The 18,179-nt window shown below is 46.7% G+C and carries 18 protein-coding genes and 2 tRNA genes; 6 read left to right on the forward strand and 14 right to left on the reverse strand.

All coding sequences use genetic code 11. The features are described from left to right. Nucleotides 1-90: 90 nt before the first annotated feature. A tRNA-His gene (locus Q0882_RS00005) sits at nt 91-166 on the reverse strand. A gap of 22 nt (nt 167-188) precedes the next feature. Next, nucleotides 189-265, reverse strand: a tRNA-Arg gene (locus Q0882_RS00010). A gap of 367 nt (nt 266-632) precedes the next feature. Here Q0882_RS00010 and folD point away from each other — a divergent pair. After that, nucleotides 633-1,487, forward strand: a complete 855-nt coding sequence (folD, locus tag Q0882_RS00015) for a bifunctional methylenetetrahydrofolate dehydrogenase/methenyltetrahydrofolate cyclohydrolase FolD (RefSeq protein WP_299176322.1) — start codon at nt 633-635, stop codon at nt 1,485-1,487. 62 nt (nt 1,488-1,549) lie between these two features. Here folD and cysS read toward each other — a convergent pair whose 3' ends face one another. Then, nucleotides 1,550-2,935 carry a cysteine--tRNA ligase gene (gene cysS / locus Q0882_RS00020; RefSeq protein WP_299176325.1) on the reverse strand — a complete coding sequence of 462 codons (1,386 nt, stop codon included), beginning with the start codon at nt 2,933-2,935 and terminating at the stop codon, nt 1,550-1,552. A 90-nt stretch (nt 2,936-3,025) separates the two neighbouring features. Next, the gene (locus Q0882_RS00025) at nt 3,026-3,931 is read right to left on the reverse strand and encodes a hypothetical protein (RefSeq protein WP_299176328.1); all 906 of its coding nucleotides are present in this window, start codon (nt 3,929-3,931) and stop codon (nt 3,026-3,028) included. 226 nt (nt 3,932-4,157) lie between these two features. On the opposite strand from Q0882_RS00025, the gene Q0882_RS00030 reads away from it, so the two are divergent. Beyond that, a complete protein-coding gene (locus Q0882_RS00030; protein WP_299176331.1) occupies nt 4,158-4,787 on the forward strand; it encodes a hypothetical protein in 630 nt (209 codons plus the stop codon). Between the two features lie 56 nt (nt 4,788-4,843). Here Q0882_RS00030 and Q0882_RS00035 read toward each other — a convergent pair whose 3' ends face one another. The 4 genes from Q0882_RS00035 to fabV all read right to left on the reverse strand — a co-directional run bounded on the left by Q0882_RS00035 (nt 4,844) and on the right by fabV (nt 9,444). After that, entirely contained in the window at nt 4,844-5,029 is a 186-nt protein-coding gene (locus tag Q0882_RS00035) for a hypothetical protein (protein ID WP_299176334.1), read from the reverse strand. Nucleotides 5,030-5,207: 178 nt separating this feature from the next. Further along, nucleotides 5,208-5,705 (reverse strand): gamma-glutamylcyclotransferase family protein, encoded by a 498-nt coding sequence (locus tag Q0882_RS00040; protein ID WP_299176337.1) that lies wholly within the window; start codon nt 5,703-5,705, stop codon nt 5,208-5,210. A gap of 76 nt (nt 5,706-5,781) precedes the next feature. Further along, a complete protein-coding gene (locus Q0882_RS00045; RefSeq protein WP_299177401.1) occupies nt 5,782-7,983 on the reverse strand; it encodes a YgiQ family radical SAM protein in 2,202 nt (733 codons plus the stop codon). Nucleotides 7,984-8,250: 267 nt separating this feature from the next. Further along, nucleotides 8,251-9,444 carry an enoyl-ACP reductase FabV gene (gene fabV / locus Q0882_RS00050; protein ID WP_299176340.1) on the reverse strand — a complete coding sequence of 398 codons (1,194 nt, stop codon included), beginning with the start codon at nt 9,442-9,444 and terminating at the stop codon, nt 8,251-8,253. 229 nt (nt 9,445-9,673) lie between these two features. Between fabV and Q0882_RS00055 the strand changes: the two genes are divergently transcribed. The 3 genes from Q0882_RS00055 to Q0882_RS00065 all read left to right on the forward strand — a co-directional run bounded on the left by Q0882_RS00055 (nt 9,674) and on the right by Q0882_RS00065 (nt 13,628). Beyond that, the gene (locus tag Q0882_RS00055) at nt 9,674-10,102 is read left to right on the forward strand and encodes a MaoC family dehydratase (protein ID WP_299176343.1); all 429 of its coding nucleotides are present in this window, start codon (nt 9,674-9,676) and stop codon (nt 10,100-10,102) included. A gap of 193 nt (nt 10,103-10,295) precedes the next feature. Continuing rightward, nucleotides 10,296-11,519, forward strand: coding sequence for an MFS transporter (locus Q0882_RS00060; protein WP_299176346.1), 1,224 nt, complete (start codon nt 10,296-10,298; stop codon nt 11,517-11,519). A 126-nt stretch (nt 11,520-11,645) separates the two neighbouring features. Beyond that, on the forward strand, nt 11,646-13,628 hold the full coding sequence (locus tag Q0882_RS00065; RefSeq protein WP_299176347.1) for a methyl-accepting chemotaxis protein: 1,983 nt from the start codon (nt 11,646-11,648) through the stop codon (nt 13,626-13,628). Nucleotides 13,629-13,711: 83 nt separating this feature from the next. Here the strand turns inward: Q0882_RS00065 and Q0882_RS00070 are convergent, their stop codons facing one another. From Q0882_RS00070 to Q0882_RS00080, 3 genes are all read right to left on the reverse strand, one after another. Then, nucleotides 13,712-13,867: an RSP_7527 family protein gene (locus tag Q0882_RS00070; RefSeq protein WP_299176348.1), complete on the reverse strand. Its 156-nt coding sequence runs from the start codon at nt 13,865-13,867 to the stop codon at nt 13,712-13,714. A gap of 272 nt (nt 13,868-14,139) precedes the next feature. Then, on the reverse strand, nt 14,140-14,526 hold the full coding sequence (locus Q0882_RS00075; RefSeq protein ID WP_299176350.1) for a hypothetical protein: 387 nt from the start codon (nt 14,524-14,526) through the stop codon (nt 14,140-14,142). Then, entirely contained in the window at nt 14,523-14,906 is a 384-nt protein-coding gene (locus Q0882_RS00080) for a hypothetical protein (RefSeq protein ID WP_299176352.1), read from the reverse strand. Before Q0882_RS00080 ends, Q0882_RS00075 begins: the two co-directional genes overlap by 4 nt. 582 nt (nt 14,907-15,488) lie before the next feature. Here Q0882_RS00080 and Q0882_RS00085 point away from each other — a divergent pair. Beyond that, a complete protein-coding gene (locus Q0882_RS00085; protein WP_299176354.1) occupies nt 15,489-16,130 on the forward strand; it encodes a hypothetical protein in 642 nt (213 codons plus the stop codon). Between the two features lie 16 nt (nt 16,131-16,146). On the opposite strand, the gene Q0882_RS00090 is transcribed toward Q0882_RS00085, so the two are convergent. From Q0882_RS00090 to Q0882_RS00100, 3 genes are all read right to left on the reverse strand, one after another. Continuing rightward, nucleotides 16,147-16,557 carry a thioesterase family protein gene (locus tag Q0882_RS00090; RefSeq protein ID WP_299176357.1) on the reverse strand — a complete coding sequence of 137 codons (411 nt, stop codon included), beginning with the start codon at nt 16,555-16,557 and terminating at the stop codon, nt 16,147-16,149. A gap of 231 nt (nt 16,558-16,788) precedes the next feature. Continuing rightward, nucleotides 16,789-17,343, reverse strand: a complete 555-nt coding sequence (locus Q0882_RS00095) for a putative DNA-binding domain-containing protein (RefSeq protein ID WP_299176359.1) — start codon at nt 17,341-17,343, stop codon at nt 16,789-16,791. Beyond that, the gene (locus tag Q0882_RS00100; RefSeq protein WP_299176361.1) at nt 17,340-18,179 is read right to left on the reverse strand and encodes a DUF692 domain-containing protein; all 840 of its coding nucleotides are present in this window, start codon (nt 18,177-18,179) and stop codon (nt 17,340-17,342) included. The genes Q0882_RS00095 and Q0882_RS00100 overlap by 4 nt, the downstream gene beginning before the upstream one ends.

An 18,179-nucleotide genomic window follows, 5' to 3' on the forward strand; every position in this document is an offset into this window, starting at 1 on the left:
GGAGAGACTCGAACTCTCACACATTGCTGCACCAGAACCTAAATCTGGCGTGTCTACCAATTCCACCACGTCCGCATCTTAATTGAGAAATGGGGTGGATAATGGGGCTCGAACCCACGACCGCCGGAATCACAATCCGGAGCTCTACCAACTGAGCTATACCCACCATAATTCTCAATTCTGACAAATGGCACGCCCACCAGGACTCGAACCTGGAACCTACGCCTTAGAAGGGCGTTGCTCTATCCAGTTGAGCTATAGGCGCCCGACTCACTTGTCAGACCTTGAAGCCAGAATCACTTAAACAGATAGCCGTTTTTAGTGCCTCGCCTTAAGGAGGTGCGCATAATATACACCCCTTTTTTCAGCGTCAACACTTTTTTTTATCTTTTAAAATAAAAGAGTTAGATTGATCAAGGAGTATTCAGCACTGAATATTTTACGCGCAAATACCCTATCAACCTCTATCTTATTGATCCCATTAATTGTTTCCTGCTTAATCCTTCAGCAATGTCACCTTTCAACTCATTTTTACGGCGTAATAACCTAATTATTAAAAGGCGCTTGGCGCTCTACCCCAACCATGAGAGAATTCACACCAGTTAATTTTACTAAAGGAATCTCCCTTTAATATGAGCGCGCAGATTATTGACGGCAAGCAGATAGCCGCAGATGTTCGCCGTCGTGTTGCTGAAGGTGTACAGCAACGAGTGAATGACGGAAAAAAAGCCCCCTGCCTGGCAGTTATACTGGTAGGTTTAGATCCAGCCTCTCAGGTTTACGTACGGAATAAAAAGAATGCCTGCAGTGAAGTAGGATTCGAATCACGCTCGTTTGACCTACCTGCAGAAACCACACAACAGGAACTTTTAGACCTGGTCGATGAGCTGAACAGTGACAGTTCAGTTAACGGCATTCTGGTTCAGCTACCGCTTCCTGATCATCTTGATGGTAATGAGATTCTAGAAAGAATTCTTCCTGAGAAAGATGTTGATGGTTTCCACGCTTTCAATTTAGGTCGTCTAGCTCAACGGATGCCTGTGCTTCGCCCCTGCACTCCGAAAGGCGTTATGACGCTGCTGGAATCTACTGGCCAGGATCTTCATGGTATGGAGGCGGTTGTTGTAGGTGCATCTAATATTGTTGGCCGCCCTATGACTCTGGAGCTGCTCCTTGCTGGTTGTACAGTAACTACTACCCACCGCTTCACTATCGATCTTGAAAAACATGTAAGACGTGCAGATCTCGTCGTAGTCGGTGTAGGCATCCCTGGCCTGGTAAAAGGCGAATGGATTAAAGAGGGCGCTACCGTAATTGATGTAGGCATAAACCGTCTTGAAGATGGCCGCCTTGTCGGTGACGTTGGCTTTGAAGAAGCTGAAAAGCGTGCCGGGTTTATCACACCGGTTCCTGGTGGTGTTGGCCCGATGACAGTGGCTACCCTAATGGAAAACACATTGGAAGCTGCCAACAAACAGGAAGCTTAACGCCTGCATTATCCATTAAAAAAGGCGGCCTATAGGCCGCCTTTTTTAATATCTTATCGCGGTTAAGACTCCCTGAACCAGGTCGTCCCCTCTCTGCTATCTTTGAGAATAATCCCCTGCTCAGCCAGTTCATCGCGGATACGGTCTGATTCAGCGAAATCACGCATCTTCTTCGCTTCAGCACGCTGACTGATTAGCAACTCGATGTCAGCACTGCTCAATTCACCCTCTTTATCCTCTCCCTTCAGAAAAGCATCTGCATCCTGCTGGAAAAGTCCCAGAATACCACCCAGGCGTTTCAACTGAGCCGCCAGATGCCCTGCTGACTCAGAGCCTTCACGACTGGCTTTATTCAACTCATTAACCAATTCAAAGAGGACAGATACCGCCTTCGGCGTATTAAAGTCATCATTCATCGCATCAACGAATCGCTGATCAAAGTCGTTATCGACCTCACCTACGACAGCATCAACACCACGCAGGGCCTGATAGAAACGCTCTAACATTACCCGCGCTTCTTTAAGGCTATCTTCACTGTAATCTATGTAGGTACGGTAGTGCACGCGCGCAAGGAAAAAGCGTACAACTTCAGCATTATACTTATCCAAAACATCACGAATCGTGAAGAAATTCCCCAGAGATTTTGACATTTTCTCAGAGTTCACCCGAACAGGTCCTGCATGCATCCAGGTGTTCACATAGGTACAGCCATTAGCTGCTTCAGATTGAGCGATCTCATTTTCATGATGCGGAAATGGCAGGTCAGGGCCTCCACCGTGAATATCAAAGGTATCACCCAAGCAGCATTTAGACATTGCTGAACACTCTATGTGCCAACCAGGACGCCCGGCGCCCCAAGGAGAATCCCAGCTAACCTCTCCCTCTTTCGCCGACTTCCACAGGACAAAGTCCAGCGGACTTTCCTTGGCTTCATCAACCTCTACACGCGCGCCTGAACGCAGCTCATCAACGTTTTTATTGGTTAACTTTCCATACTCAGCAAATTTCTCTACCCGATAGTAAACATCCCCATTACTCGCCGGATAAGCGAAACCTTTCTCAATCAGGGTTTCTACAAGAGAGATAATATCGCCGATAAATGCTGTCGCTCTCGGCTCCTGATCCGGACGCAATACGGATAACGCGGCCTCATCTTCATGCATTGCTGCAATGATACGCTCAGTCAGCTGATGAGGTTCCTCACCATTCTCTGCTGCTCGTTTAATAATTTTATCATCGACATCGGTGATGTTACGTACATAATCTACATCCCACCCCTGAGATCTGAGGAAACGGGTAATCACATCAAACGCGACCATTACACGGGCGTGACCAATATGACAAAGGTCATAGACCGTCACCCCACAAACGTACATTTTGATTTTCCCCTCTTCCAGAGGTGTGAAAGGTGCTTTTTCTTTGGTCAGTGTGTTGTAGATCTGCAACATGATTCGTAACTTAATAATTAGAAAGCGTAAAAAGGATCGCCATTATAGATGAATACTGGATTGGCTGCTAACGACTCCATACCTGATCGGTTAATTCTCAGATAACCGAAGGATACCGATTCCAACATCCAATAGAGGATTTTTCTCGCTTGTCAGCAAAAGCTCCCCATCTTTACCTTTGGGATCCCACAAAATCGCTTCCCATTGCGCGAAAGGTTTCAAAACAACTTTTTTAGCATGATCCCAACCAGGCAATCCATTGACCGGCATCGTCCAGATAAATGACTGCCCGAGAATAACGCCTTTCTGATACCCCAATAAGACTAAGCGCTTCCGCTGGTGATCATAATCTGCTGCGGTTATTAATCCCTCAACCGGATAGGATGCAACAGGTGAAATTTCCTGCTCGACGCTCTTAGTGTCCAGCAGATACAGCTTGGTTTGTTTATCACCTCTATTTTTAGTGAAAAGCCATAATTTACCGTTAACGATTGTTAAAGCTTCACAGTCAAAGTTATGCGCATACTTGTTCACCTCACCCTCTTTGTCTGCGTAGCTAAATACAATTTTTTCAGATGGGACCGAACCCCCAGTTACTACCTGCCTGAGCTCCGACCACAACACTTTATATATCTGAAGACGGTCACGATCTCCTCTATTGTTACCGCAATCCGCGATATAAAGGTAATGCTCATCCTGAGCCAACTCTTCCCAATCAATGTTTTCAGCACCCTCTACATGGACAACTTTGCTCACCTGATTCTTTTTATCGATGCCATATAAGATTGGCCCATCTCCGCTATCATTGATGGTCCATAGCTGACCCGCCCCATATGACAAACCTGAAGTTTCTTTAACCTGATCTGGCCAATGAACAAACGCCTCAATATCCCCTTCAGTGCGCTGTTTTGTGTCTACCTGCTTCAAAGAAGAAGGCTCCAGAGAACCACACCCAGCAAGCGACAACCCCATAAACAACATAATTAAACGCTTCATACCTATCTTTACACCTATTTCCAAACCCTGCGGTATATACAATAGCCAACGCTATTCAAAAAATTATAAGAAGCATGTTTTAACAACATTTCCATGCCTATTGAACGCCATTAGCTGAATTTTTTTAGACCATGGCGAAATACAGATGAATAAAAATCAGTCAGCTACCGTTAATTTGTTCAATACTTAATGTGATGGAGAGCCCCCTCAAATTGTGGAGGTATTTATGGATAGACGACTTTCCAAACAACAAGCTAATAAGGTAATGGCTGCACCTAAAAAAAGCTCGACTATTATGACTACTACAACCACACACCGAAACACTTCCGCAGCAGCACTCATACCGGCAGATCAGGACAATGAACCTGATAGTAGTCACCAGGCATTAGAACTGCTTCACGAACTAACAATCGATCAACTCAATGAAATTTTTATGATCGAATGCAGTCATCTAAACATAGAAGGAAGTTTAGATCCGGTCGTCGACCGATCACCCGTATGCATAGCTGATCAACTTACGGCTTCAGCAACCGGGTTATATCTCATATTTTCTGAGCAACACCCACAATTAAGCGAACAGACTCTACTTGAACGCTTTTCCAATATGTTGCTGGAAAGCTTCACCGCAGGCTACACAGTCACACGCGAAGTACTCGACAATCTCAATTTATTAGATGATGAAGAGGTTACAGGCGCGCTTGAACACTGTTATGAACAGTCCATCGATAATATTAACGAATTCTGTATCAGCTTTGGATTCGCCTATGATGAGGAGCATGAGACAGACAATATCCCTATCCCAATAAGCGCTGATGAGTTTCTTGAAGAGGAATCACTCGAGGAATTAATGATTTAGTCTAAAACGACAATGCCGCTGAAAAGCGGCATTGTAGGTTTTGAAACTGAATTAGTTCAATGTAGTTCATCGTATTTCTTACGAATAGCGATCAGTTTGGGCTGGATATCTAATGGCGCATAATTCATCGCCTGTTCGAAGAGTTCTTTATTCTCTTCGGATAAACGCTCCTCCTCACTCATTGCAGTTAACTTCTCCATGGCCTCAATAAATTTGGGATGGGTTTTATCTGTATCAGTCATGGTGAGCCCTCCATAAATTTTCTGTTTAACAAACAGAAATACGAGTTAGTTAAAACAGCAACAAGCTCTGCTTACGCTTATTCTATCAATCGATTTGGCCGACATCAGCAAATTTTATAATTGATTCTAAATCAAGTCAGATTCCGCTTCAGGGGGGCAAATAAAGAATTCTAAAGATCTACCTCCTGTTATAGATAGACTGCTCTTTAGCCCTTCTAGAATCATCCTGATCGATCTGACATTGTAGGCTGCATAGGAACTCCAAATACCCCTCATGAAAACCTGCCCGCTTAGCACCAAACAGAACGTGCTGGTGATACCAGTCAAACGGGAGAAGACTACGGTCGATATGCAATGCAACATAGGTAAATGCTTCTACCTGAGCACCATCCTCTCCTGAGATAAGTACAGATTTTGACTCGTAGCCAATACCTTCATCCTCAATAGCTGAGAGGATAGGCCTGTCTGGAGGTGAGATCCGGTAGATCACACCCATAATCTGGTCAGTATCACGCCCGGTGAACAATGCATCGGCCTTAGCAGATCCATCCTTACCCTTTTTATGATAGCGAAACTGATGCTGCGCCAGACAGCCGGTTCCGATAAATTGAGCGCCGGGTATACGCGCCTTTAATCTCGGAACACTTAGATTTGAGCCATACGCAAAATACAACATGACCACCACCTGACAAATTTACGGTATAAGTATAGTGCGCTCATAACAAAGGCCAAACCGGACTAAAAACGCTAAGCTATCTCGGTTTTAACGAGCGCTGACGTTTTTTAGCTTTACTTTTGCCCGGCTTCTTAAATGTTGGAGAAGTGGATGTTTTTGAACGCGCCCCAGCGGTTTTCCTCTGCTGACCACGACCACTACTCTCCTGCCTTCTTGCTCCTTTTTTTCCTTTAGGTTGCACACCCTCTTCCGCAGGGACAAGACAGTTTTCTCCCTCCCCGATCAGATTAGCGTAGCCCAACTGGGGTAGTTTTTCTCGAAGCAGTGGCCAGTTTTCAGCATCATGATAGCGTAGCAACGCTTTTTGAATTTTACGCTGCTCCGTATTCTTCGGGGTGTATAGCTTCTCACTCTTATATGTCACCTTTTTCAGCGGATTCTTATCTGAGTGGTACATCGCTGTCGCCAGAGACATAGGTGAAGGGTAGAAGGTTTGCACCTGATCCACCTTAAACTCGTTACGCTTTAACCACTGCGCAAGCTTAACCATATCGCCATCTTCACAGCCTGGATGAGCAGCGATAAAGTAGGGAATCAGGTACTGTTTTTTGCCCGCTTCACGGGAGAAACGGTCAAACATTTTTTTGAAGCTGTCATAAGTACCCATCCCCGGTTTCATCATTTTGGTGAGGGTACCCTCCTCACTATGCTCAGGAGCGATTTTCAGATACCCACCTACATGGTAAGTCACTAGCTCCCGAACATATTCCGGATCCTCAACAGCCAGGTCATAACGCAACCCAGAGGAGATCGATACTGTATGGACCCCTTTGACCTTGCGCGCCTTACGATATAACTCAGTAGTTGGGCTATGGTCTGTATCCAGATTCTTACAGATCGTCGGATAGACGCAGGACAACTTCCTGCAAGATGCCTGAATCTCAGGATCATTGCAGTTAAGATGATACATATTCGAAGTAGGCCCACCCAGATCGGAGATAGCTCCTGTAAACCCAGGCACTTTATCTCTAATCTCCTCTATCTCATTGATAACAGATTCGTGGGACCGACTCTGAATGATACGCCCTTCATGCTCGGTGATTGAGCAGAAGGTACAGCCCCCAAAACACCCTCGCATGATATTGATCGAAAACTTAATCATATCGAATGCCGGTATTTTGGCCTGCCCATATCGAGGATGAGGAATTCGCTGATAAGGTAGCCCAAAGACCTTGTCCATCTCCTCTGTCGACAGAGGTATCGGCGGTGGATTCACCCACAACTCCCGGTTTCCATGCTTCTGCACTAACACTCTGGCGTTATGCGGGTTTGATTCCTGATGCAACACTCTGGAAGCATGGGCATAAAGCGCCGGATCTTTAGACACCTTTTCAAATGAAGGCAATCGAATATAGGTTGATTCCGGTAGCTTCTCTTTGCCTTTAAGCGGGGCTGGAATAATTTTCAGCGGCTGCACATCCGTCGCTGAAGAATCCTTCTTATCACAGCTCTCTACATCGTGATACTCGTAGGGATTCGGAAGCTGATCGATATAGCCCGGCCAGTCAATACGGCTTGAATCAACTTCAACATAATCTGCCGGAAGTGAGGACTTCAGGATCGTAGTACCTCGCAGATCCTGTATCTGCTCAATCTTTTCGCCGCCTGCCAATCGGTGAGTTAACTCAACAATTGCCCGTTCAGCATTACCGTAAAGCAATACATCAGCGGTAGCATCCATCAGCACGGAGCGACGCACCTTATCACTCCAGTAATCATATTGAGCAATACGTCGCAGGCTAGCCTCAATCCCCCCCAGAACAACCGGTGTTTCTCTGAACGCTTCTTTACAACGCTGGCTATATACGATGACCGCCCTGTCAGGTCGCTTTCCACCCATGCCACCTGCTGTATAGGCATCATCATGTCGCATACGCTTATCAGCGGTATAACGATTGATCAGTGAATCCATATTACCTGCGGTCACGCCAAAATAGAGGTTCGGCTCCCCCAGCGCCATAAAGTCAGTGGTATCAGTCCAGTCCGGCTGACTGATGATTCCAACCCGGTATCCCTGAGCTTCCAAAACACGACCAATGACTGCCATCCCGAAACTGGGATGATCGATATAGGCATCACCGGTCACAATGATCACATCACAACTGTCCCAGCCCAAAGCATCCATCTCCTCCCTGCTCGTAGGGAGAAACGGTGCAGGGGCGTAACATTCCGCCCAATATTTAGGAAAGGAGAAAAGATCTGGAGATTTACGGATCATAAAGCTGGCTAACTCAGGAATAGAATGAGCTGCCATTTTCCCAGAAAGCCGGTGGGTCGCCCAGTGAAAAATGCTCACCCGCTTTAAAAGGTGCCCTTATACGCCCGATAGGCCCTACGTCTCAGAGGGTTAATCGCTTAGAACTGATCATAAATGGCAGGAAATCGAGAAAGAGGGGTATGGCATGGTGCGGTTAGAAAGAGTTACAAATAAAAACCGGAGTTTTTACATTTAAAAACTCCGGTTTCAACAACCTATCTCATCGGATCAGATATCAGCAACATCAAACTCTGCTACTGGATTAACATCTGCATCATAATCGATGCCTTCAACACCGAAACCAAACAGCTTTAGAAACTCATCTTTATAAAGCTGGTAATCGGTCAGATCGAACAGGTTTTCAGAGGTTACCTGCGGCCAGATCTCACGGCACGCATTCTGAACCTCCTCTTTAAGCTCCCAGTCATCCATGCGGAAACGGTTACTCTCATCCATCTGCGCAGCATCACCATAAAGGCCTGTCGCAAACAGGCGCTGAACCTGTTCCATACAACCTTCATGCAGACCTTTCTCACGCATGACTTTAAAGCACATAGCCAGATAAAGCGGCATAACCGGAATAGCAGAACTCGCCTGAGTAACAACCGATTTAAGAACACCTATATTCGCCTGACCACCTTTGGCACCCAGATTGGTATCAATCGCTTTAGCTGCCCGATCAAGATCCTGTTTAGCTTTACCTAAAGCACCATCCCAGTAGATCGGCCATGTAATATCAGATCCGATGTAGGAGTACGCAACAGACTTACATCCGTCAGCCAGCACGTCCGCGTCTCCCAACGCGCTCATCCACAGCTCCCAATCTTCACCGCCCATTACGGTAACCGTTGCATCGATCTCTTCCTGAGTAGCAGGCTCAATCTCAGCATCGATGATCACATCTTTATTCGTATCGATCGCGGTAGACTTGTATGGCTCACCGATCGGCTTAAGGCAGGAGCGAATCACTTCACCACTATCCGGCATCTTACGAACCGGTGAAGCCAGTGAGTAGACCACCAGATCAACCTGACCCATCTCCTCTTTAATCAGCTCGATCGTTTTCTCTTTTGCTGTATGAGAAAACGCATCTCCATTCAGACTTTTAGAGTACAGACCTGCGGCTTTCGCTTCTGCATCAAAAGCTGCTGCATTATACCAACCCGCTGTACCTGGCTTACGCTCTGTACCTGGCTTCTCAAAGAAAACACCGATCGTAGCAGCACCTGAACCGAAAGCTGCCGCAATACGGGATGAGAGTCCGTAACCACTAGATGCGCCTACAACCAGAACACGCTTAGGACCGTTCTCAATCGGACCCTTTTTCTGAGTGTATTCGATTTGTTCACGAACATTTGCCGCACACCCCTGTGGGTGAGTCGTAGTACAGATAAAACCGCGAATTTTTGGCTTGATAATCATGGTTAAACGGGTCTCAAATCCATTAGAAAAAATTAGCCCTGTAAGATACAGGAAATAGCGCCAAGTTGACAGTTCAGCTGTAAAAACAAAGCGCTTTACTCGCCAAATCAACTCCAGATTGATGCATAAAAAAATCTTACAAATTGTTACGTAACAGGGAATCAGATAGCTATGTAATATCGGTTTACGTATCATGCGCAGATCAATCAGTATGACTAAGGTGCCCCCGATGCAGGAACTACACGGCTACTATCTTGAAGATCTTGAAGTAGGCATGAGCGACAGCTTTGCTAAAACCATCACTGATGCAGATGTCTGCCTTTTTGCTGGCGTTTCCGGTGATACAAACCCCGTGCATATCAATGATGATTACGCAAAAACAACGCAGTTTGAAAAGCGTATCGTCCATGGCATGTTCAGTGCTGCCCTGATCTCAACCGTAGCAGGAACCAAGCTGCCGGGACCCGGTGCCATCTACATCGATCAGCAGATCAAATTCCGCGCTCCAGTCTTCATCGGAGATACGGCGAAAGCGACCCTTACTGTTGAAGAGATCGATACACGCCGCCGTCGCGTAAAATGCAAAACCGATGTTACCGTTGCCGATAAACTGGTAGCCACTGGTTCTGCTACGTTTATGGTCGATTCCAAGGCATAAGCGCATTAAAACGGGATCCATTCAGATCCCGTTTTCCCCTACCCCTTAACAGAAACATTTCCCCGCTCACCCGCTTCCCTGTATGATCCTTCGATCCATCTTTTTGCCTGAAATCCGATCACCTTAAGGCGGTTAGCAGCGCTGAAGAATAAATATTTAGTTCACATGCTAATTAGTTGACCGACTGCCCTATATGAATATTTCCAAAATCCATTATGCCTGGATCATTATTCTTTCCGGCATTTTCACCCTGTTCTCCTGCTTAGGGCTGGGCCGCTTTGCACTCGGCATGCTGCTTCCCTCTATGGGTGATGACCTGACCCTTAGCTACACACAGATGGGATTCATCAGCACGGGAAATTTCATCGGCTATCTATTTGCCGTCTTAATTTGCGGCCAGATGATCAAACGCCTGGGTGAACGCAGATCGATCGTCACCGGCCTGCTGATGGTTGGTATCAGCATGCTGTTTGTCAGCCAGAGTGAACACTATCTCATCATTACCGCTCTCTACTTTATCACCGGCATCGGCAGTGGTGCGGCCAACATTACCGCGATGAGTCTGGTCGCTCACTGGTTTGCACCAAAATACAGAGGCCGTGCTGCGGGTTACATGATCATTGGTAACGGAATGGGTATTGTTACCAGTGGCCTGCTGATCCCCTGGTTAAACCAACACTGGCTGCAAGATGGATGGCGTTATGGCTGGGGATTATTTGGGATAGCGATCATCGTTGCGGCACTCATCACCGCTGCACTTATCCGGAACAATCCACAGGAACTCGGATTAAAAGCCTTCGGCCATCAGGAGAAAAATGATGGCGCTCCCGGCGCCGCCGAAAAGCGTGCTCCCGCTAATATGCGCAGATTGATTATGCATATCGGCTCAATCTATTTTATGTTCGGTTTCACCTACGTGATCTACGCAACATTTATCGTCACGACACTGGTTGAACAATATCAGTTCACGCAGGCAAAAGCGGGCTTTCTCTGGATGGCTATCGGTGTCTTAAGTATCTTCTCCGGTGCTCTTTTTGGCTGGGTTTCTGATCACTTTGGACGTAAAGCCGGTCTGGCTTCTGTCTTTGCCCTGCAAACCTGCTCCTACCTGCTGGCGGCGTCAGAGATGGGACAACTCTCCCTGTTCGCCTCAATGGTTTTGTTTGGTCTCACCGCTTTCAGTATTCCAGCCATTATCGCAGCGACCGTCAGTGACCTGCTCCCGCCGATCGAAGCTGGAAAAGTTTTTGGTTACGTTACTTTTTTCTTTGGTATCGGCCAGATTACCGGACCGACCATCGCAGGGTACCTGGCCGAACAGAGTCACTCCTTCTCTAATAGCTACCTGATGGCAGGAATCATGACCGCTGCAGCGATCATTCTGACCGCCAGACTGAGAATGCAGCGATCCAATTAACCCCTCACCCTGACCGATAATGCCACTATCATTTATGGTATTGGTTAATATATTATTTATTCAACTTACGTCTTAAGAAGTAAGTATTAAAAATAATAATAACGGCTTAGTGTTAGGGGAAATCTAATGAATATATCAATTGGTGCCCGCGTGGGTATCGGTTTCATCACCATGCTTGTCATACTCGTCGCCTGTGGCGCAGCAGGGATATACGGGGTCAACAAAGTTTCAGAATCACTGCTCTTTGTCTCAGGCGATGCACGCACCACTTCAGACGGCGGTATGCGTACCACCATTAACCTTCAGGGCGAAATGCTGCTGACCGAGCGGATACTCTCTAACGACATCTCAAAACAGGAGAGTCGTAAGATGATGCGCGCCTATCAGAAGGAATCAAAAGCCGCCCTTAAAGCGATCAAAGAGACAGGTCTGATCGATGAAAAAACCTTAAAACAGACCGATTCTGCTATCCGCCGGTATCGCGGTGCGCGACTCTCTATTCTCTCCAGCCATGAAGAGCTAAAAGGGCAAAAGTCTGAACTGCAGCAGAACATACAGACACTGTTGAATGACACGACAGCCACTCAGGATAAGATCCAGGAGTTAATCAGCAACAACATTTATGACGTCAACTATGTCTCACAAATGGAGCAGATCGAAAGCCAGCTAGATCTGGTTCGGTTGAACATCATCCTGGCAAGCACCTCTCTTCAGGATCTATTCTCTGCCAATGATATGAGCACCCAGCTCAAGAAGATCAAAACAGACAGAGAACTGCTGGCACAGATCGTCGAACAAACCTATCAGGCGATGTCAGACCCATCTCTGAGCAAATCTGCAGACACCCTGAAAAAACATTACGGCAGCTTCGATCAACGTGCCAGCCAGATGATCGTTGATTACATGACCTTTCGTGAAGAGCGAAACAATCTCAGCCAGATCGTAGATCACCTGATCAAAACATTGGCCATTATGGAAACCCAAAGTGGCGAACTCGTGAATGCAGAAGTCTCCAAGGTAGATGAACTGGTCACAACCTCATCAATGCTCATCGCTGTCGCAGCCGGTGCCGGAATTCTGGTAGCCCTGCTGGCACTGGGGGTGATCATCTTCACCGTGGTCTACCCTATCCGCCATGTTGCAGAGAACCTACAGCTGATCGGTCAGGGCGACGGCGACCTTAGCGTATCACTTAAGGAATCAGGCGCTTCTGAGCTTGTTACCCTTGCATCAGGTTTTAATGCCTTTGTCAGCAAGATCAGGGTAACGGTAACTGGGGTTAACCGCTCCATCGCTGAACTTAACCACTCAGCAGAGCAGATGCGGCTGATCAGTACGAGTGCTGCAGAATCGATTGAACTCCAGTCAGCGGAAACAGAACAAGCCGCCGCGGCTATCAATGAGATGACGGCAACAGCCAATGAAGTGGCTTCTCACGCCCAGGAAGCCGCCAAAGCAGCAGGTACAGCCGATAGCTCTGCCGCTCAAGGCAATATAGAGGTCAATAACACGATCGAGACAATCGGCACCCAAGTCGGAGAGCTGGAACGCGCAGCAACCGTGGTGGAACAGCTGGCTCAGGACAGTGAAAGCATCGGAACAGTTCTAAATGTTATTAACGATATAGCGGAGCAAACCAATCTGCTTGCCCTGAATGCAGCCATTGAAGCCGCCCGCGCCGGCGATGCAGGCAGAGGCTTTGCGGTAGTTGCTGATGAGGTGCGTCAACTGGCCAGCAGAACCCAGTCAGCAACCACAGAGATTCAAGAGGTGGTGACTAAACTGCAGAGCGCTGCCGAAAATGCAGTCAATGCAATGGAACACAGTCGTGACGCTGCGAACAAAAGTGCTCATCAGGCTGAGCTTTCAGGAAACTCCCTACGCTCAATCACGCAGGAATCCAACACCATTTCACAGATGAACCTGCAGATAGCCAGTGCAGCTGAGCAGCAAGCGGTGGTAGCGGATACGATCAACCAGAATGTGATCTCTATCTCTGAAAAAGCTAAAGATACTCAGAGTGCTTCGCACGAGATTCAGCAAGCAAGTCAGCAGTTAACAGAGCTGTCACATAGACTTCAGACGCTGATGGCAGGTTTCCGGCACTGAGACCGGCAGATAGTGCAACTTGAAGAGGTGGGATGATTCAAAAGAGATAGGGTTATCTTACACCGCCGGGAAGGCTGGCTCTCTTAACGATGAGCCAGTGGTCCCGGAATAAACTTCGGCAGTTCAACCTGCAACAATGATTTCACTGTTTTGAACAGATTACGGATCATCTGAGCTGTAAACTCGCGACGTAACTGACGTGCTTCTTCAATGTAAGGGCCTGTACCTAGGTTATGCATACTCTATATTCCTTAGTGATATCCTGTAAATTTCAGGCTGTATACTAAAGTCTATATCGCTTAACCACAAACGAACTATCTTCAGTTGATAGGTGAATTTATTTCACCCATCAACCGGATAACCACTCATTAAAACTAAGCGAGCTACTGTCGTTTTTCGTAATAGATAAAACTTAATCAGACAGAATAAATCCGCTTTTGAACCTAAAGCGGATATTAACGCCTAGCTCACCGGGAAAATGCGAGCGCAGCGAGTATTTTGTCCGGTGGAGCTACTTGTTATGCGATTTTTCATTTTGATAGTACTCAGTTAGCTGTTTAGGCTCTAACACTCCAAGTGCTACAAGCATAATTAGCAACCCAGCAAAGATAATTGCACCGGCCCCCCAAGCTGTTTTAAAACGGATATGTACACAAACTGCTAGCCATACACTTGATGCAAACCCGGACAAAAACAGTACAACTTTTGTTTTTGAGTAGTCATCTCCAACAAGTGCTAACAGTACAAATGAAGCAACAAACAGCAGTGCCGGAATGATAAGCCATCTGGTTTGTAACGAAGATTCTGGCTTTTCAAAATAATCTAATGGGTTGAGTCCATTATTTTGAAAGAAGTTGTTTACCTCTTCCGGTGTTCCTTCTACTGGGCCTATTTTCATTTTGAGGCCCTCTGAGAATTAGATATTAGTGCTGATACTTCTCTCTCGGCTGCGGAATCACTCCATTCATTAGGATTGGCTTCCTTAATGTAAATTATTCGATCGTTTTCAAGGATTGTGTTTGTACCACCAAATGAAAAACCTTCTAGATTTCCACCAAATGCTCTTTGTTCGATATTTGATAATGCTGCCCCTAAGGTCTTACTGCTTTCCTTATAAAGGTCATCATTCTCGGTATTAACGCCAATAACGAACTCAAGAATTGCGCCGCCATCATCTGAAGGATAAACATTGCATAGTAAGCCAATGCCAGGCTTTAGATATTGCGCCAATCTTCTTCTGAAGTTGTTTATGTAACCTTGGTATTTCTTTTTATCCATAATCAGCTCGATGTGATGATCTTTTTACGCATAACATTTTAATAACGAGCGTGCGCGTTTTTCTGCCAAGAGAAAAAGGATGAAATGCTGCAATATATTGAATCTAAATAGTTTTTAGACAGCACCGTCATTTTCCTCCGATAAAAACGAGCATGCGCGCTTTGATGACTGGCTGTGCGCGTTATTCCACACAGCGAATTCCCTAAGTGATTAATATCTAATCGTTTTGGCTGAATTGCAAGGATAAAAACGAGCGCTTCTAAGCAGTAAAACGAGCCATAAAATCAAACTTATTCAAATAAACTGTATGGATAGTCAGTTGGAAGGGGGTTTGTATCCACAGTCATCCAGATTACGGATCTCCGTTTTATGCCGTTAGCTGACCTCCTTGGCTACAACCACACCTATTCTCCGCTGGCGCAAGTTGAAGGGCCTTCATCTGCCTGACAGAGCGGCAATGCATTGCCACTTTGTTTTGTATAAGGATAACTGCCGCACTACTACTGTACATAAATTCAACAAGTTACAACCGATGGCACTGAGATTGCTTTATCTATTATTCTCGTATTTCAGGGGACCATCATGTTTTCGTTAGATCCAGCAGTTGAAAAATACGATGCTTTAACTCAAGTGTTGATTGATGAACCGATCAGGAAACAGCTTGACCTTATCGATAAAGCCTCCTCACCGTATCAGTTGGAGAAGTTTTATCTCGAGATGCTCAAACAGTACCAACCTGAAAGGCTCCATGCGCTCTATACCCAGCGGATGCAGAGAAGAATCAGAACCCTCTACCGGATTGATAATCATCTGGTTGCTGTCCTGTTTGTGAATGGAACGGTTAAGTGCTATCGGCCGGATATTACTGAGATGGTAGAATCACTCTCTACTGCCCCTCTCAGCCACCAGCGTTTGAGTGCTCTGATGATGCAATACTGTTCAGAAAAGCTCAGCATCGATATGTACGCTAACAACATGCCGACCTTTGCTGATCTGGTTAGCGGTGAACTCTCTACAGCAGAGGATCGGAAAGCAGATCTGTTTGCCGATGAGAAAAGTATCGAAACACTCAAACAGGAGTGGGAGCGAAACTACCAACACTGGCAACATGAGTATCTCTGCCTGAGTCTGGCGATCGTCAGTCTTGAACCGGGTAGCCGTGCAAGTTCATCCCCCCACGGATTTGGCTATACCCCGACTCGCAAGATCAGCGCCACACGCTGATGGCGCACGGTTTATATTACTCAATCATCGCCCTGACTGAATCAGGTAAAGGAACAGATTTTTCTGTCCGGTGATCGATCCAAACGACCTTAGCATAACCCTCACTGACAGGATTTTCAGGGTCAGATGCGCTGAACACCTCATAAGTGGTCATAAAGCTGGAGCGTCCGGGGTCTTTGACGTAGCAATCGATTCGAAGCTGATCGGGGTATACCACCGGTTTGAAGAACGAGCAACCAACATTGATCACCACAGGTGCCAGACCGTTAGGGTCCATCACTACATTCATCTTCTCGATCAACTGGACTCGCGCTTCTTCCAGATACCTCAGATACATCGCATTGTTAACATGTCCATAGGCATCCATATCCCCCCAACGAACAGGCATCTCACAACTGTGTATTAACTTCCCTTTGTCACTACTCATAATCACTCCAAACACGTATATGCGTGATACCTTAAATTGAAGCGCGTTTGTTTGGAATAACAAAATTAGTCAAATATCCCTCAGACACCATCGATCAGAGAAAATAGCAGCTCCCCTCTCCGCCCATAGCGACACCTTTAGCCTCTTACCGCATCTGTTGCGGCTTCGGCCTCAGGGAGACGGCAGACCGGTATCCTCTCTTAAGCAGAGCATTATCCAGTTCACAAGCCATTAGATCTCTCCCCTGTCCAGGGCACCCAAGATCACCTGTAATCCCTGGCGCCAGACGGCCAGTTGCTGAGCATGAACACACTCCACTGATACAGAAAGATAGGGATGGAGCTGATTTAGATAGAGCAAGCGCTCCTCTGTCATCTCCTCTGGGTCACACACCGCAACGTTTATGACATCTCCTCCCGCCTGAAGATCCAGATCAGCGTAGTACTGCAGTGCAATCGCATATTCCAGATCAGCGATCGATGCCACCCATCTCCATTGCACCTGATCACCACGAGGTCCTTGCGCCTGTGCCCGCAGAAACTCCGAAAACCGTTCACCAAAACGATTCAGATCCCACAAGCTGGCTGGATAATGCTGCGCATAAACGCGGGTTAAAGCGGCAAAAACAGGTTCATCTAGCAACGCTTTGACCATTAAAAATGTGTTTTCAAGCGCTGCGGCATGTACCCCAATATAGTTATTGGTGTAGGGCGCTACGCAGGGATCACCAATCAGAACCCTCTCTGCGAACTGATTCAGACTCTTTATATAGCTCGTCTGTTTCATAGCACCGCCCGCTGATCTTGAGAGGCCTGATCCAGTATCTGCTGGGCCTTTGATCGCTCTAGCTCAAGCGAGCTAAAGTCAGGTAGATTATTATCCCTCTCAATCAGGGTTGGGATATTGGGCCTGAGCTGCACAAACTGCTCAAAAATATCCCAAACCTCATTACAGATTGCACTGCCATGTGTATCGATCAATACCCCATCCTGCTCAGCAAATCCGGCGAGATGAATCTCTCCTACCCGATCAAGAGGAAGCTCTTTCAACAGATCTTCGACTGATTCACCCAGATTACGCTGATTGACATAAGCGTTATTCAGATCCAATAGCAAGCCACAATCTGCCTCTGAGCACACTGCTGCCATGAACTGCCCTTCGGTCAGTTCACTCTCCTCATAGACAAAGTAGCGTGACAGATTTTCGATCATTATCTGACGGCCTAACAGATCCTGAACCTGCCTGATACGTGCTGCCAGATGCAGCACTGCTGCTTCAGTAAACGGCACCGGCAGCAGATCATGAAAGAGATGTCCCTGATGGCTGGTGAAACAGGCGTGCTCCGATACCATGACAGGGTTATATCGATCCACCCTCTGCTTCAGGCGCTTCAGATAGTCAGGATCAAAAGGCTCGACCCCGGCCAGATTCAGATTTACCCCATGAAAACTCAAGGGGTAGCGCTCCTGAATCTGCTCAAAGAGTGCGTGGCTTAAACCGCCGCCCAAATAATTACAGATATGGACTTCAAACCAGGGAACATCAGGCTGGTCTCTGATGACATCCCTGAGGTGAGGTGTGCGCAGGCCTAAGCCTGCGCCATGACAACCACGAACAGTCAT

Source organism: uncultured Neptuniibacter sp., from assembly GCF_947498015.1.
Taxonomy (GTDB): Bacteria; Pseudomonadota; Gammaproteobacteria; order Pseudomonadales; family Balneatricaceae; genus Neptuniibacter.